The following is a 15773-nucleotide window of genomic DNA, read 5'->3' as shown; positions in this document are numbered from 1 at the left end:
CCTGAGGTGCCCGGCAAAGCCGGGCCTCGAAGGATGCCGCCCGGGATCAGGCGGCCGCGTCGGCCGCCGCTTCCGCCGCGCGCTTCTTCTTCTCGACCATGCGCACCAGGAAGACCGAGACCTCGTAGAGCAGCAGGGTCGGGATGGCGAGGGCGAACTGGCTCACCACGTCGGGCGGGGTGAGCACCGCCGCGAGGATGAACACGCCGACAATGGCGTAGCGCCGCGCCTTCTTCAGTTGGTCGGACGTCACCACCCCGATCTGCGCCAGCAAGGTGAGGATCACCGGCAGCTGGAAGCAGATGCCGAAGGCGAAGATCAGCGTCATGATAAGCGAGAGATATTCGCTCACCTGCGGCAGCATGGAGATTTCCGGCGAGCCCGGCCCGGCCATCTGCTGCATGGAGAGGAAATAGGTCATCGCCAGCGGCATGGCGACGAAATAGACGAAGGCCGCGCCGATGAGGAAGCACACCGGCGTCGCGATCAGATAGGGCCTGAAGGCGTTCTTCTCGTGGCTGTAGAGCCCCGGTGCGACGAACATATAGATCTGCGTCGCCACGATGGGGAAGGAGATGAACGCCGCCCCGAACATGCCGAGCTTGATCTGGGTGAACAGGAACTCCTGCGGCGCGGTGTAGATGAGCTTGACGTGCTCGGTGCCGCCGGCCGCGAATTCATAGGGCCAGAGCAGGATGTTGTAGATGAACTTGCCCAGCATGAAGCAGCCAAAGAACGCGATGAAGAACGCGATCAGCGACTTGATCAGGCGGGCGCGCAGCTCGATCAGATGTTCAATCAGCGGCGCCTTGGACGCGTCGATATCATCCTGGCTCATGTGGCCGGCCCTTCATTGCCGGAGGCCGGCTTGACCTTGACGCGCGGTTTGGCTGGCCGCTTGACCGCCGGGGCGGCGGGGGGCTGATCGAGAGAGGCGACGGCCTCGAACAGCCCGGGTTCGGCCACTTCGGCGACGGGAGCCGGCTTGCGCGGACGGCGGGGTGCGGGCTTCGGCGCCGCGTCCACCGGTGCCGGGTCCGTCGGGACCGCGTCCACCGGAGGTACAGCGGCCTTCGCCGCAGACGCACGCACGCGCTTGGGCTTCGGCGCGGCGGGCACGACGGCGGGAGCGACCTCGCTGGCCTTTGCAGGCTCGGCCGCTGTCTGCGGACGCGGGGCCGCAGGAGCGGTCGCGACGGGAGCGGGCGCCGTCGCAGCGGCAGGGGCCGATGCCGGTGGCACCGTCGGGGCGGGTGCGCCCGGCGTCGCGGCGGGCGGGGTCGCGGCCGTCGCCGGGGCCGCAGCCGTCGCCGGTGCAGCAGATGCCACCGGAGCGGCGGACGGTACGGGTGTCGGCGCGGAAGGCGAGACGGCCTCAAGGCCCGCCGCCGCGCTGCGTACCTCGTCCTCCACCGTCTCGAACGGGTGGGGCTCAAGGTCGCCGGGCGCGGGCAGCGCCGCCTCGGCCGTGTCGGCGGGCGGCAGGCTGCTGCCGGCTTCCACGCTGCCGGTCGGCGCCTTCAGCTCGGTTTCGATGTCCTGCAGCGGATTGGTCGGCAGCGCCTTGGCAAGCGACTCGCGCGCATTGCTGGCGAGGCCGGAAAGATCGTTGCGCAGCCCGCTGACGCTGTCCTTGAGGTCGGAAAGCTCCGCCTCACGCAACGCCTCGTTGAACTGTCCCTGGAACTCGCCCGCCATATGGCGCAGCTTGCGCACGCCCTGCCCCATGGTGCGGAGCACGCGTGGCAACTCCTTCGGCCCGATCACCACAAGGGCGACCACGCCGATGACGAGAAATTCCGACCAGCCGATATCAAGCATGCATCATGCGGGGCCGCGAAACGCGACCCTCCCCGATCGAGAAGCCGAGGCCGGAAATCAGCCGACCTTGGTCCGCTCGGCTTCCACCTTCGGCTGGTGATCGAGCGAGCGCGCCGGCTCGGCGGGCTTGGCCGCCGTGTCGTCCTCGTCCGCCATGCCCTTCTTGAACGCCTTGATGCCCTTGGCGGCATCGCCCATCAGCTCGGACAGCTTGCCGCGACCGAAGAGGAGGAGCACGACCACCAGCACGATGATCCAGTGCCAGATGCTGAGAGAACCCATCACAAAACTCCCTTGCCCGAAGCGCCGCCGGCCCCTTGCAGCCGCGCATCGCAACTCAACCCGGACACTAGGGCCGGCCCGTGGCGAAGACAAGAACCTCGGCCGGCTCGATGTTCACTCCGACGTCATGCCCACGTAATAGGCCGGCGGTCGGGCGGCGCCGTGCGACCAATGGCCGGTCCAGCCCCTCCACCGCCACCTCGTAAAGGTCGAGTTCGCCCAGGAAGCGATGATGGACGATTCGCCCCCGCACGCCGGAGCCGGGCGCCTTCAGCTCGACACCCTGCGGACGGATGGCCACTGTGGCCGCCTCCCCCTCGGCAAGGCCGGGAGCGGGGAAACTGCCGAGCGGGGTGTCCACCCGACCTTGGCGCACCACACCCTCCACCTCATTGATTTCGCAGAAGAAACGCGCCACTTCGAGATCGGCGGGATGGCGGTAGAGTTCTTCCGGCGCGCCGATTTGCACCAGCTGCCCCTTGCGCATCAGCGCGATGCGGTCGCCGAGCCGCATCGCCTCTTCCGGGTCGTGGGTGACGATGATGCAGGTGGCGCGGGCATCGCGCAGAACCTTCAGCGTTTCGCTGCGCACACTGCCCCGCAGCCGACTGTCGAGGCCGGAGAACGGTTCGTCCATAAGGAGAATGCCGGGGCGCGGCACGAGCGCGCGGGCGAGCGCCACGCGCTGCTGCTCACCGCCCGACAAAGCATGTGGATAGTTTTCCGCATAGGCGGCAAGGCGCACCCGTTCCAGCGCCCGCATCGCCTCGTCATGCGCCCCGGAAGGCCCCAGACGGCGCAGGCCGAAGGCGACGTTTTCCACATTGGTGAGGTGGGGGAACAGCGCATAGTCCTGGAACACCAGTCCGATGGCGCGCTTTTCCGGCGGCACGAAGGCGTCGGGACCGGCCACCACCTGCCGGTCGAGCAGGATTCGCCCGTGGCTCGGCCGCTCGATGCCGGCGATCAGCCGCAGCAGCGTGGTCTTGCCGCAGCCGGACTGGCCGAGCAGGCAGAGGATCTCGCCCGGCTCCACGGTGAGGCTGACGCCGCGCACCGCTTCCACCTCACCATAGCCATGGCGCACCTCTTCCAGCACCAGCCGGCTGGCGAGCGAGACCGGCGTGCGGGAGGGTTGGGACGGCATGGCGCTACCTGATTCTGTCAGCATGGGGGCTCTTTCAGTCGTCCGGATCGTCGTCGCCATCCGGTTCGTGCGCGAAGGACAGTTCGAATTCCGGCTCGAGCGGGTCTTCGTCGTCCTTCAGGTCGGGCGCGTCGCTGGGCAGCGGCACGGTAAGGCCGGCGGCGACGCGCGAATCGATCATTCCGGTGCCGCGCAACTCGTCGAGGCCCGGCAGGTCCTGGATGGTGTCGAGCCCATAATGCACGAGGAATGTCTCGGTGGTGCCATAGGTCACCGGCCGCCCGGGGCTGCGCCGCCGCCCGCGCAGCCGCACCCAGCCGGCGGCGAGCAGCACGTCGAGCGTGCCCTTGTTTGTGGAAACGCCGCGAATTTCCTCGATCTCGGCGCGGGTGACGGGCTGGTGATAGGCGATGATCGCCAGCGTCTCCAGCGCGGCGCGCGAGAGCCGGCGCGGCTCCGGCTTGTCGCGAGCGAGCAGGAAGCCAAGATCGGGCGCCGTGCGCAGCATCCATTTGCCGGCCACCCGCGCGAGATTGAAGCCGCGGTCGGCATAGTCGGCCGAAAGAGTGGCGAGCAGCGCCCGTACATCGGCGCCATCGGGCAGGCGTGCGGCCATGGTGGCTTCGTCCAGCGGCTCGCCGGCGGCAAACAGCATGGCTTCGAGCAGGCGCAGATCCGGGTCGCGTCCCGGCGCGCGCGGCGCCTCTTCCGCCGGCTCCGGCAGGGGGCTGCGGGCCGCCTCGGCGCTCATGCGCCCTCCCCCGGCACGTCGCGCCGGCTGCGGATCCAGATCGGCGCGAAACTCTCCTCCTGCTGCACGTCGATCAGTCCCTCGCGCACCATTTCCAGCGTCGCCGAGAAGCCGGAGGCGAGCGCCGTCGCGCGCATCTTCGGATCGGCGATCCAGTTGAGCAGGAAACCATCGAGCCGGGACCATTCGCCATGCAGCGCCAGCCGCCCGAGAAGCCTTTCCAGCCGCTCGCGCGCCTCGGCCAGCGAGATCACGCTGCGCGGCGGAAAGCGCACCTGTGACAGCGCCATTTTCTGCCGCTGGGCACCGTAAGCGGCGAGCAGATCATAGAGCGTCGCCTCATAGACGATGGGGCCAGCCGCCTGCAGCGGCTCCGGCGCCCCGCGCGTGAAAACCTCGTGGCCAACACGGTCGCGCGTGGCGAGATGCGCGGCGGCAGCGCGGATCTGCTCCAGCCGGCGCAGCCGTTCGGCGAGATCGGCGGCGAGATCGGAAGCGCTCGGCCCCTCTTCCTTTGGCGGATCGGGCAGCAGGAGGCGCGATTTGAGATAGGCGAGCCATGCCGCCATGACGAGGTAGTCCGCCGCCAGCTCCAGCCGGATACGGCGCGCCTCCTCGACGAAGTGCAGATACTGCTCGGCAAGCTGGAGGATGGAAATGCGGTGCAGGTCCACCTTCTGCGTGCGCGCCAGCGCCAGCAGCAGGTCGAGCGGCCCCTCGAAGCCGTCGACATCGACGACCAGCGCGGGCTCGCCCGCCTGGCGCGCGGCGTCGGCATCGAAGGAGAACTGGCTTTGGACCATCAGGAACCGCGAACGACGTTCAGGACGCCGCGATCATAGCCGAAAAACGCGTCCGTGCCTCATCCAGGGCGATTTCCTCCGGCACGGCCAGACGCGCCAGTGCCGCCGCGCAGCGCCGGGCCGCCTCGCCCGCGAGGAGCGGCGTGCGGGAGGCCACTTCGGCCATCTCGTCCAGCCGGCCATTGCAGTGAAGCGCGAGGTCGCAGCCGGCGGCGAAGGACGCCTCGGCGCGGTGGGCGAGCGACCCCGCCAGCGCGCCCATGGAGAGATCGTCGCTCATCAGCGCGCCGTCGAAGCCGATATGGCCGCGGATGATCTCGGCGATCACCATGGGCGAGGTCGTCGCCGGGCGGTCGGGATCGATAGCGGTGTAGACGACATGCGCCGTCATGCCGAGCGGCAGGTCGGCGAGGGCGCGGAACGGGGCGAAATCGGTCGCTTCCAGCTCGGCGCGGGAGGTCTCGACAACCGGCAGGCTCTCATGGCTGTCGGCACGGGCGCGGCCATGGCCGGGAATGTGCTTGAGCACCGGCAGCACGCCGCCGCTCATCAGCCCTTCGGCCGCGGCGCGGGCGAGATGCGCCACCTGCGGCGGGGTCGCGCCATAGGCGCGGTCGCCGATGATGCCATGGCCTTCGGGCAGGCGCAGATCGGCGCAGGGCACGCAGTCGACGGTGATGCCGAGCGCCGCGAGATCGGCCGCCATCAGCCGTGCACCGAGCCGGGCGGCCTCGGCCGCGCCGTCCGTGTCACCCGCCTCGGCACGGCGCGCGAACACTTCCGCCGGCGGATAGGCCGGCCAGTGCGGCGGGGCGAGGCGTTGAACCCGGCCGCCTTCCTGGTCGATCAGCACCGGCGCGTCGGGGCGGCCCACCGTAGCGCGAAAGGCGGCGACAAGCGCCGCCACCTGGGCGGGGCTCTCGACATTGCGGCGGAACAGGATCAGCCCCCACGGCGCCGCCTCCTCCAGGAAGGCGACCTCATCGGGGGTGAGCGCGGTGCCGGCGCAGCCGGTGATGAAGGCGCGCGGCGCGGGCGAGGCGGTCATGGGGTTCCGGCGGCTCAGTTGCGGGTGACCATGCAGGTCGTGCCCTGGGCGCGCAGGGCTTCGCACAGGCTTACCGCGCCGTCCCGCGAGCTGAAATTTCCCACCTGCGCCCGGTAATAGATGCCCTTGTCGCCGAGATCGGCCCGCTTGGTGCTGAAGGGCTGGCCGCGCAGCAGGTCGGCGTAGCGGGTCTGGGCGCTGCGCCAGGTCGCCTGCGCTTCGGCCTCAGAGCGAACCGAGGCGATCTGCACGACATAGGCACCCGCCGGCACGGACGACGCGCTCGACGACGCCGCAGGCGCTGCAGCTGTACGGGCCGGCGGCGCGGCCGGCGCGGGGGTCGCGACACGCGGGGCGGCAGCCGGGGCCGGCGCGGGGGCCGCGTCGGCAGGCATGTTGTCGACGATGGAGGGCGTCGCGGCGAGCGGCGTGGGTGAGGTCGGCACGGCGCCGCCCGCACCCATGTTCAGCGCGACGGGATTCCCGGCGGGAGCGGCCGAAGTGCCGGGAGGCACCGGCGCGGCCGGGGCCGGCACCTCCACCACCGTGCCATCGGCGCGGACGGTGAGAGTGCGCACGCGCTTGGGCTCGCCGGAGCCGGGCTGCGAGGCGTTCGACGGCGAGGTCTGGATGACGCGCGGCTGCGGCTGCGCCGCCTGGGACACGTCGACCGGCTGCTCCTCGCTCGACACCACCTGTTCATTGCCGGTAGTGGCGCCGCCGACGCGGTCATAGATCAGCTTTTGGCCATCGGAGCCCTGCTCCGCCGCCGGCTGGTTGGGAACCACCTTGTTCGGCCCCTGATCGGCGCGAATGACCGGCGGAGCGCCGGCGACCGTGGAGGTCGAGCGGCCGGACATCAGGCTATAGCCGATGGCGGCGGCACCGATGAACACCACCACGGCCCCGCCGATCATCATCAGGCGCTTGCGGTCGAGGCCCTTGGGCGCCTGTTCCTCCGGCGCATAATCGTCGTAGGCGTCGGCCTCCGGCGGGTAGTCGCCAGCGGAACGCCCGTAATCATAAGCATCCTCGTCGAGATCGACCGGGTGCTGGGCGCTCGTGGGACGGCCTTGGGCCGCCGAGCTGGCCGGCGGAGCGGCGGGGGCCGGCGCGTCGACGGCGCGTGCCGCGGCCGTGGCGCGGGTCATCCAGGCCGGAATGCGGGTGTCGGCGGCCTCATCCCCGCCACTCGCGGAAGGTGCCGCCGCAGCATGCGCGGCCGCCTCGCGACGGGCACTCTCCTGACGCGCAGCCTGCTGGCGCGCGGCCTCCTGACGGGCCGCTTCCTGACGGGCAGCATCTTGGCGTGCCGCATCCTGGCGCACGGCTTCTTGACGCAGCGCCTCACGGCGCAGTGCTTCCTGGCGTGCCGCTTCCTGGCGACCAAGATCAGGACGGGAAGCCTCCTGGCGCAGGGCGTCCTGGCGGAGAGCTTCCTGACGTAGAGCGTCCTGGCGCAAGGCCTCCTGACGCAGCGCTTCCTGGCGCGCCATGTCCGCCGCCGTCAGCGGTCGCGGCGAAGGCGCACGAGGCGCCTCGGGGCGGGGAGCCTCCGGCCGGGTCGGCAGCGGACGCGGCGGCGCCGAGGGGGCCGCATTCGGGGCCGGCATGCGGCGGCCGGCCTCGGTCACCTGCGGACGCGGCGGCACATAGGGAGCGCGCGGATCGGGCCGTTCGCCACGGGCAGGTTCGCGATGAGCGTCCGGCGCCTGATACTCTGAACCCGGACGCGGCGGCGCTCCGCGCGACACGCCCTCACCATAGACTTCCGCCGCCAGCGCGGCGAAGGAACCGGGCGCGGGACGCGCTTCATCGGTGGGACGGCGCGCCGTCAACGGCGGCCGGGTGGGCGGAGGAGACATGGGCCGGCCCGAAGGGGCGGCCGGGGGTTGGGGCGGGGCGGCCGTCCGCGCGGGCGGCGACTGGCGCAGCAGCTCGGCGAAATCGTCTTCCTGGGCCATCAGACGCGCAAGTTCGGCAAGCGGGTCCTCGGCGCCGTTTTCCGGCCGGTCACGCATGTTCTCATTGCCCATCTTCAGAACCTGTTCGCCACGTTCAACACCAGGACCGCCCATCGGGCGGCATCACGGGAGCGGCAGGTCGAACGAACCGTCGCGAACGCGCTCACCGCATTTCTTCGGGAGCATCGACTCCAAGAATGGAAAGTCCTGAAGCGATGATCAGCGCGACGGCATGCACCAAAGCCAGCCGCGCATAGGTCAACTCTCGATCATCTTCGATAATGAAGCGTAAATGAGGCAGATCCTTTCCGCGATTCCACTGTCCGTGCAGGGCGCTGGCGAGATCGTAGAGATAAAAGGCGAGCCGGTGCGGCTCGCGCGCCGGGGCCGCCTGCTCGATCAGGCGCGGATAATTGGCGATGAGGCGGGCGAGGCCGACTTCCCCTTCGTCGTCGAGCCGCGCCAGCGCCGCGCCGGCGAACTCGGCCGGCGCCGACGGCAGGTCGGCGAAAGCCTGCGCCGCGTTGCGCAGGATGGAGCAGGCCCGGGCATGCGCGTACTGCACATAGAACACCGGATTGTCGCGCGACTGCTCGATCACCTTGGCGAGATCGAAGTCGAGCACGGCGTCGTTCTTGCGGTTGATCATCATGAACCGCACCGCGTCGCGGCCGACCTCGTCGACCACGTCGCGCAGCGTCACGAAATCGCCGGCGCGCTTCGACATCTTCACCGGCTCGCCATTGCGCAGCAGCCGGACCAGCTGACACAGCTCGACATCAAGGCTGGCTTCGCCGTCGGAAGCGGCCTTCACCGCCGCCTGCATGCGCTTGACATAGCCGCCATGGTCGGCACCCCAGATGTCGATCATCCGCTTGAAGCCGCGGTCGAACTTGTCCTTGTGATAGGCGATGTCGGCGGCGAAATAGGTATAGGCGCCGTCGGACTTCATCAGCGGGCGGTCGACATCGTCGCCAAACTGCGTGGCGCGGAACAGCGTCTGCTCGCGATCCTCCCAATCCTCCACCGGCTGCCCCTTGGGCGGCGCCAGGCGGCCCTCATAGACGAGATCGCGCGCCCGCAGCGTCTCCAGCAGCCGGTCGATGATGCTCGGCGCGCCGTCCGGCCGGGCATGCAGCGTGCGCTCGGAAAAGAAGGTCTCGTGATGGATGTTGAGGGCAGCGAGATCGGTGCGGATCATCGCCATCATCGCGTCGATGGCGATGATCCGCACCGCCGGCAGCCATTCCTCTTCCGGCTTATCGAGCAGCGTGCGGCCGTATTTCGTCACCAGCGCCTTGCCGACGGGGACGAGATAATCGCCGGGATAGAGCCCCTCGGGAATGGTGATCGTCTCGCCCAGCGCCTCGCGGTAACGCAGGAAGGCGGAGCGGGCGAGCACGTCCACCTGCGCGCCGGCATCGTTGATGTAATATTCGCGCGTCACCTTCCAGCCGGCGAAGGCCAGCAGATTCGCCAGCGCGTCGCCGAACACGGCGCCGCGGCAATGGCCGACATGCATCGGCCCGGTGGGGTTGGCGGAGACATATTCGACATTGATCGGCTGGCCGCCACCCGCCTGCGAGCGGCCGTAGTCGCGGCCCTGAACCAGCACGGCGGCAAGCACCTGCGGCCAGTAGGAACCGTCCAGCGTCAGATTGATGAAGCCCGGGCCGGCCACGTCCACCTTAGCGACACCCGGCAGCGCCGCGAGCTTGGCCGACAGTTTCTCCGCGAGGTCGCGCGGCTTCACGCCGGCTTCCTTGGCGAGCACCATCGCCGCATTGGTGGAAAGGTCGCCATGGGAGGCGTCGCGCGGCGGCTCCACCACGACTCGCGCCGTATCGACCCCGGCGGGCACCACCCCTTCGCGCGCGAGCCCGGCAAGGGCCTCGCGGACGTGATCGGCGAACAGGGCGAAAAGGTTCATGACGGAAGACTCCCGGCGCGGCCAGACCCAAAGGGGCCGCTGCCGCTACCGCAGTTCCGGTGCCCTGTCAAAGAGCCGGGCATGCTCGGCGAGGGCGTAGCGGTCGGTCTGGCCGGCGAGGAAATCGGCAATCCGCCGGGCGCGCGCCACCTCGCTGCGGCCCTCGACGCTGGCCCGCCATTCCTCCGGCAGGGCGGCGGTATCGGCCATGTAGCGGGCGAACAGATCACGCACCACCGCCCCCGCCGCGTCCATGGCCTCCATCACCCGGGGATGCCGGTACATGCGCGGAAACAGGAACGCCTTGATCGCCTTTTCCGCCGCCGCCGTCTCCCCTGAGAATGCCACCACGGCATGACCGAGCCGGCGCAGGGCGTCGGCGTCCGCGGGCTGCGCGAGGGCGATCCGCCGGCGGCTCTCGGCAACCACGTCGCCGATCAGCACGGTGATCATCCGCCGGCCCAGCTCATGGAACAGCCGGGCGCGGTCGAGATTCGGCCAGCTGGCGCGGATATCCGTGAGGATCGACCCGACAAGCGGCAGCTCGGCCAGTTCGTCGAGACCGAACAGGCCGGCACGCAGCCCGTCATCGAGGTCGTGCACGTCATAGGCGATGTCGTCGGCAAGGGCGGCGACCTGCGCCTCGGCGGAGGGCCAGCTCCACAGCCAGAGGTCCTGCCGCTCGGCATGCACCTCGATGGCGTGCGGCAGCGGCGCGTGCTGGGGGCCGTTGTGCTTGACGATACCCTCATGCGCCTCCCAGCACAGGTTCAGCCCGTCGAAATCCGGATAGCGGTTCTCCAGCCGCGTCACCACGCGCAGCGACTGCGCATTGTGATCGAAGCCGCCATAGGCCGCCATGCAGGCGTCGAGCACGCGCTCGCCGGCATGGGCGAAGGGCGGGTGACCGAGATCATGCGCCAGCGCCAGCGCCTCGCTCAGATCCTCATCGAGGCCGAGCGCCCGCGCCACCGAGCGCGCCACCTGCACCACCTCCAGCGTATGGGTCAGTCTTGTGCGGTAATGGTCGCCCTCGTGATAGGAGAACACCTGCGTCTTGTAGGCCAGCCGGCGGAAGGCGCTGGAATGGATGATGCGGTCGGCATCGCGGCGGAAGGCGCTGCGCGCATCGCCGCCAGCCTCGGGGTAGAGGCGTCCCCGGCTTTCCTCAGCCTTCGACGCCCATGGCGCCCGCGGCTGCGCCCCGGCCACCGCCATGCGCGTCTCTCCTGCCCATTCTGCGAGAAGCCCCCTTTGACTCGGGGGCTGCAGCACTTAACTATCCGGGCAGGTCATATTCAACGGGAAGTGTGCGACATGAGCGCAGGTCCATCGCCCGACATCGCAGCCCCATCCGTCGGCGTCACCGCCAGCGCGGCGCGGCGCATCGCGGAAATCCTCAAGGGCGAACCGCCGGAGACCATGCTGCGCGTCAGCGTGGAGGGCGGCGGCTGCTCGGGCTTCCAGTACAAGTTCGACATCACCCGCGAGCGCGAGGCGGACGACATCGTTATCGCCGAGGGCGGGGCGAGCGTGGTCATCGACCCCGTGTCGCTGGAATATATGTCGGGCTCGCATATCGACTTCGTCGACGACCTGATCGGCGCCTCGTTCCGCATCGCCAATCCGCACGCCACCGCTTCCTGCGGCTGCGGCACCAGCTTCGCCCTCTGATGCGCCCGATTGGCGTTCTCTGCGCCATTCCGCAGGAATTCGCCTTTCTCGCCGACAATCTGACGGCGACGGAGATCACCGAGCGCGCCGGCATGGTGTTTCACGCCGGCCGGCTCGACGGGCATCAGGTGGTGCTGGCGCGCGCCGGAATGGGCAAGGTCAACGCCGCCATCGCCGCCACCCTGCTGCTGGAACGGTTCGGCTGCCGGCTGCTGCTGTTCTCCGGCATCGCCGGCGGGCTCGATCCGGCGCTTTCCATCGGCGATGTGGTGATCGCCGACCATGTGGTGCAGCACGATGCCGGCTATTACGGCGCGGATGAGGGCTTCGTCGTCTATCAGGCCGGCCATCTGCCATTTTTCAACCCGCAGGAAGAACTCGGCCATAGCGCCGATGGCGATCTGATCGGGCGGGTGCGTTCGGCGCTGCGGGAACTCTCGCTCGCCCCGCTCTCCGCCGCCGGCGGCGAGCGCCCGCCCCGGCTGCATTTTGGCCGCATCCTGACCGGCGACCAGTTCATCAATTCCGAGACGCTGCGCGAGCGGCTGTTCCGCGAACTGGGCGGGGCCGCGGTCGAAATGGAGGGCGCGGCGATGGCGCAGGCCGCCACCGCCTTTGGCGTGCCCTGGCTGGTGGTGCGCACGCTTTCCGACCTCGCCGGCCGCGATTCGCATTTCGATTTCCGCCAGTTCGTCGATGAGGTGGCGCTGTCCTCCGCCCTCATCGTGCGCCGGCTGCTGCCGGTGCTGTAGACTGGCCGCGACTCGCCCTTCCCTTCGCCTTCCGTGAGACGCCGATGCGCATCGCCACCTGGAACGTCAATTCGATCCGGCAACGCCAGGAGCACGCCGTGGCGTGGCTCACCGAGACCCGCCCGGACGTGGTGTGCCTGCAGGAGCTGAAATGCGCCGACGAGGCGTTCCCGCGCGAGGCGTTCGAGGCGCTGGGCTACAATGTCGCCGTGCATGGCCAGAAGGGCTTTAACGGCGTCGCCGTGCTCTCCCGCCTGCCCTTCGATGAAGTGACATCCGGCCTGCCGGGCGATGAGGCGGACGTGCAGTCGCGCTTCATCGAGGTGGTGGTCTCGACCCCGGAAGGCTCGCTGCGCGTGTGCGGCATCTACCTGCCCAATGGCAATCCGGTGGGCACGGAGAAATATCCCTACAAGCTCTCATGGATGCAGCGGCTGAAGGCGCATATCGCGGCAAGGCTGACCTTCGAGGAGCCGCTGATCGTATGCGGTGACTACAACGTCATCCCCGAACCGGAAGACGCCGCTCATCCCGAGGCTTGGACCGAGGATGCGCTTTTCCTGCCGCAGACGCGGGCGGCGTTCCGGGAAATCCTCAATCTCGGCATGACCGACGCGCTGCGCGCTACCTCACAGGACGCTGGCCTCTACAGCTTCTGGGACTATCAGGCCGGCGCCTGGCAGCGGAACAACGGCATCCGCATCGACCATCTGCTGCTCTCGCCGCAGGCCACCGACCGGCTGAAGGCCGTGGGCATCGACAAGCATGTGCGCGGCTGGGAGAAGCCCTCCGACCATGTGCCTGTCTGGGCGGAGCTGGCCTTCAAGTCGTAAAGGCGCCTCTCCAGGGGCGGTGATCCCGGGCGGCGCAGGCCGATCCGGGATCGCATATGAGGGAGAGCGCTCCCGAAGACCGCTCCGGGCCTCAGCGCGCCGTCTTCATGTACTGTTCGAGATAGACCAGCGCCATGGCGCGCTCGTCCGAACTCGCATTGGCGAAGGCGTCCTCATAGAGGTCCACCACCCACTTGTCCTGCGGGCCGGCGGCGGCATCACGGGCGAGGGTGAGCCACATCAGGCCGCGCGCCGCCTGGCGCGGAATGCCGTCATCGCCCTTGAACAGCAGGCCGCCCAGCGCCGCCTGCGCCTGATACTGGCCCTTCTGCGCCGCCAGACCGAGCCAGCGCGCGGCAAAGCGCGGGTCGCGGTCGACGCCATCGCCATCGATATAGAGCCGCGCCAGATGGTACTGCGCGCCGGGATCGCCGAAATAGGAGGCGGCATAGGCGAACATGTCGCGCGCCCGCGTGGCGTCGCGGCGCACCTTGGTGTTGGGGATGCCGACGAGATAATAGGCCCCGAGCGCCACGAAGGCGTCCGCCACGAAGCGCGCCTCCGGCGTCGCCGGGTTGTCGTCGGCGTGCATGTTGGCGATCTGGCTGAAATATTCGAACGCCTTGATGTCGTTGCGCTCGACGCCCTCGCCTTCCGCGTACATGCGGCCGAGCTTCCACTGCGCGCCGGCATGGCCCTGCTCGGCGGCATAGCGCAGGGAATCGATACCCTTCTCGGTCTGGCCGGAGCGCAGTGCCTGCGCGCCGAAGCGCACGGATTCTTCAATGGTGCGGGGCTTGCCGGGCGTCGCCACGGCAGGCGCGTCCGCACCGGGCGTACCATCGAAGGCATGCGAGGTCGGTGCGGCCAGCAGCGCGGCCAGCAGCGCCGCGCAGACAAGCGCGGTGCGCGGGAGGGGGAGCGGGCGAGCGCCCGTGAGATCAGATATCCGCATAGCACGCCGTCTCGGCCGCGCCGCCGGGGTGAGTGACCGCGCCATCACGGGCGGGTCCCACGGCCTGCGCGAACTTCCAGATGGCCCCCGAGCCGACGGGCGACGGACGCGGCTTCCACTCCGCCCGGCGGGCGGCGAGTTCCTCGTCCGAAAGCGCCACGTCAAGCGTGCCCTCGATCGCGTCGATAGTGATGATGTCGCCGTCGCGGATCAGCCCGATCGGGCCGCCAACCGCCGCTTCCGGCCCGACATGGCCAATGCAGAAGCCGCGCGTCGCGCCGGAAAAACGTCCGTCGGTGATCAGCGCCACCTTGTCGCCCGCCCCCTGCCCGTAAAGGGCGGCGGTGGTCGACAGCATTTCCCGCATGCCCGGGCCGCCCTTCGGCCCCTCATAGCGGATGACCAGCACGTCGCCTTCATTATAGGCGCGGTGGGTCACGGCCTCGAAGCAGGCTTCCTCGCCGTCGAAGCAGCGGGCCGGGCCGGTGAATTTCTGGTTCTTGAGGCCCGCCACCTTCACGATGGCGCCTTCGGGGGCGAGATTGCCCTGCAGGCCGACCACGCCGCCAGTGGCGGTGATCGGGTCATTGGCCGGGCGCACCACGTCCTGATGCGGGTTCCACTTCACCGAGGCGAGGTTCTCCGCGATGGTGCGGCCGGTCACGGTAAGGCAGTCGCCATGCAGGAAGCCGTGCTCGAGCAGCGTCTTCATCAGCAGCGGAATGCCGCCGGCCTCGAACATGTCCTTGGCGACATAGCGTCCGCCGGGCTTGAGATCGGCGATATAGGGCGTGCGCTTGAAGATCTCGGCCACGTCGAACAGGTCGAACTTGATGCCGGCTTCATGCGCCATGGCCGGCAGGTGCAGCGCGGCATTGGTCGACCCGCCCGAGGCGGCGACCACGGTGGCGGCGTTCTCCAGCGCCTTCAACGTGACGATGTCGCGCGGGCGGATGTTGCGGGCGACGAGATCCATGATCTGCTCGCCGGCCGCCATGCAGAACCGGTCGCGGATCTCGTAAGGCGCCGGCGCGCCGGCCGAATAGGGTAGCGCGAGGCCGATCGCCTCCGAGACGGTCGCCATGGTGTTGGCGGTGAACTGCGCGCCGCAGGCGCCGGCCGAGGGGCACGCGACCTGTTCGAGCTCGTCGAGGTCATCGTCGGACATCAGCCCGACCGAGTGCTTGCCGACCGCCTCGAACATGTCCTGCACCGTCACCGGCTGGCCCCGGAAGGAGCCCGGCAGGATCGAGCCGCCATAGATGAAGATCGACGGCACGTTGAGCCGCAGCATCGCCATCATCATGCCCGGCAGCGACTTGTCGCAACCCGCCAAGCCGACCAGCGCGTCATAGGAATGGCCGCGAATGGTCAGTTCGACCGAGTCGGCGATGACCTCGCGCGAGGCGAGCGAGGCCTTCATGCCGTCATGGCCCATGGCGATGCCATCGGTGACGGTGATGGTGCAGAATTCGCGCGGCGTGCCATTGGCACTGGCCACGCCCTTCTTCACCGCCTGCGCCTGACGCATCAGCGAGATGTTGCAGGGCGCGGCCTCATTCCAGCAAGAGGCGACGCCGACCAGCGGCTGGTGAATCTGCTCGCGGGTCAGGCCCATGGCGTAGAGATAGGACCGATGCGGCGCACGCGCCGGGCCTTCCGTCACATGGCGGCTCGGCAGGTTCCGCTTGTCGATGATCGTCCTGACGTCCATTTTCTTCACGCATCCCGGCGCGGGGGCTCTTATCTCGGCACCGCATCCGGCGCCTTTATCCCCCGTCTATCCGTCGGATTTCGTGCCGGTTTGTGGCGG

At 69.2% G+C, this 15773-nt stretch carries 15 protein-coding genes; 3 read left to right on the top strand and 12 right to left on the bottom strand.

Going from position 1 to position 15773, the window contains the following annotated elements; genetic code table 11:
- Positions 1 to 46 precede the first annotated feature (46 nt).
- From tatC to ACP2AH_RS19925, 10 genes are all read right to left on the bottom strand, one after another.
- Positions 47 to 838, bottom strand: a complete 792-nt coding sequence (gene tatC, locus ACP2AH_RS19970; RefSeq protein ID WP_425107402.1) for a twin-arginine translocase subunit TatC — start codon at positions 836 to 838, stop codon at positions 47 to 49.
- Positions 835 to 1821 (bottom strand): Sec-independent protein translocase protein TatB, encoded by a 987-nt coding sequence (gene tatB, locus ACP2AH_RS19965; RefSeq protein ID WP_425107401.1) that lies wholly within the window; start codon positions 1819 to 1821, stop codon positions 835 to 837. The genes tatC and tatB overlap by 4 nt, the downstream gene beginning before the upstream one ends.
- A 57-nt stretch (positions 1822 to 1878) precedes the next feature.
- Positions 1879 to 2103 carry a twin-arginine translocase TatA/TatE family subunit gene (locus tag ACP2AH_RS19960; protein ID WP_425107400.1) on the bottom strand — a complete coding sequence of 75 codons (225 nt, stop codon included), beginning with the start codon at positions 2101 to 2103 and terminating at the stop codon, positions 1879 to 1881.
- A 67-nt stretch (positions 2104 to 2170) separates the two neighbouring features.
- Positions 2171 to 3250, bottom strand: a complete 1080-nt coding sequence (locus ACP2AH_RS19955) for an ABC transporter ATP-binding protein (RefSeq protein ID WP_425107504.1) — start codon at positions 3248 to 3250, stop codon at positions 2171 to 2173.
- A gap of 34 nt (positions 3251 to 3284) precedes the next feature.
- Positions 3285 to 4001, bottom strand: a complete 717-nt coding sequence (scpB, locus tag ACP2AH_RS19950) for an SMC-Scp complex subunit ScpB (RefSeq protein WP_425107399.1) — start codon at positions 3999 to 4001, stop codon at positions 3285 to 3287.
- On the bottom strand, positions 3998 to 4804 hold the full coding sequence (locus ACP2AH_RS19945; RefSeq protein WP_425107398.1) for a segregation and condensation protein A: 807 nt from the start codon (positions 4802 to 4804) through the stop codon (positions 3998 to 4000). Before ACP2AH_RS19945 ends, scpB begins: the two co-directional genes overlap by 4 nt.
- A gap of 19 nt (positions 4805 to 4823) precedes the next feature.
- Positions 4824 to 5852, bottom strand: coding sequence for a beta-N-acetylhexosaminidase (gene nagZ, locus ACP2AH_RS19940; RefSeq protein ID WP_425107397.1), 1029 nt, complete (start codon positions 5850 to 5852; stop codon positions 4824 to 4826).
- A 14-nt stretch (positions 5853 to 5866) separates the two neighbouring features.
- Positions 5867 to 7888 (bottom strand): SPOR domain-containing protein, encoded by a 2022-nt coding sequence (locus ACP2AH_RS19935; protein WP_425107396.1) that lies wholly within the window; start codon positions 7886 to 7888, stop codon positions 5867 to 5869.
- Between the two features lie 91 nt (positions 7889 to 7979).
- Positions 7980 to 9746 (bottom strand): arginine--tRNA ligase, encoded by a 1767-nt coding sequence (gene argS, locus ACP2AH_RS19930; RefSeq protein ID WP_425107395.1) that lies wholly within the window; start codon positions 9744 to 9746, stop codon positions 7980 to 7982.
- 45 nt (positions 9747 to 9791) lie between these two features.
- The gene (locus tag ACP2AH_RS19925; RefSeq protein ID WP_425107394.1) at positions 9792 to 10964 is read right to left on the bottom strand and encodes a deoxyguanosinetriphosphate triphosphohydrolase; all 1173 of its coding nucleotides are present in this window, start codon (positions 10962 to 10964) and stop codon (positions 9792 to 9794) included.
- A 99-nt stretch (positions 10965 to 11063) separates the two neighbouring features.
- On the opposite strand from ACP2AH_RS19925, the gene ACP2AH_RS19920 reads away from it, so the two are divergent.
- Genes ACP2AH_RS19920 through xth form a run of 3 tightly spaced genes read left to right on the top strand, consistent with a single transcriptional unit; the run spans position 11064 to position 13005 of the window.
- A complete protein-coding gene (locus ACP2AH_RS19920) occupies positions 11064 to 11420 on the top strand; it encodes a HesB/IscA family protein (RefSeq protein WP_307018147.1) in 357 nt (118 codons plus the stop codon).
- The gene (locus tag ACP2AH_RS19915) at positions 11420 to 12172 is read left to right on the top strand and encodes a 5'-methylthioadenosine/adenosylhomocysteine nucleosidase (protein ID WP_425107393.1); all 753 of its coding nucleotides are present in this window, start codon (positions 11420 to 11422) and stop codon (positions 12170 to 12172) included. The genes ACP2AH_RS19920 and ACP2AH_RS19915 overlap by 1 nt, the downstream gene beginning before the upstream one ends.
- 44 nt (positions 12173 to 12216) lie before the next feature.
- Positions 12217 to 13005, top strand: coding sequence for an exodeoxyribonuclease III (xth, locus tag ACP2AH_RS19910; protein WP_425107392.1), 789 nt, complete (start codon positions 12217 to 12219; stop codon positions 13003 to 13005).
- A 91-nt stretch (positions 13006 to 13096) separates the two neighbouring features.
- Here the strand turns inward: xth and ACP2AH_RS19905 are convergent, their stop codons facing one another.
- Positions 13097 to 13960, bottom strand: a complete 864-nt coding sequence (locus ACP2AH_RS19905; RefSeq protein ID WP_425107391.1) for a tetratricopeptide repeat protein — start codon at positions 13958 to 13960, stop codon at positions 13097 to 13099.
- Positions 13947 to 15674, bottom strand: coding sequence for a dihydroxy-acid dehydratase (gene ilvD / locus ACP2AH_RS19900; RefSeq protein ID WP_425107390.1), 1728 nt, complete (start codon positions 15672 to 15674; stop codon positions 13947 to 13949). Before ilvD ends, ACP2AH_RS19905 begins: the two co-directional genes overlap by 14 nt.
- Positions 15675 to 15773 lie beyond the last annotated feature (99 nt).

Origin of the sequence: Ancylobacter sp., assembly GCF_965249975.1 — a bacterium.
Taxonomy (GTDB): domain Bacteria; phylum Pseudomonadota; class Alphaproteobacteria; order Rhizobiales; family Xanthobacteraceae; genus Ancylobacter.
Note: the sequence above shows the minus strand (reverse complement) of the source record. Positions and strands in the feature narration are given on the sequence as shown.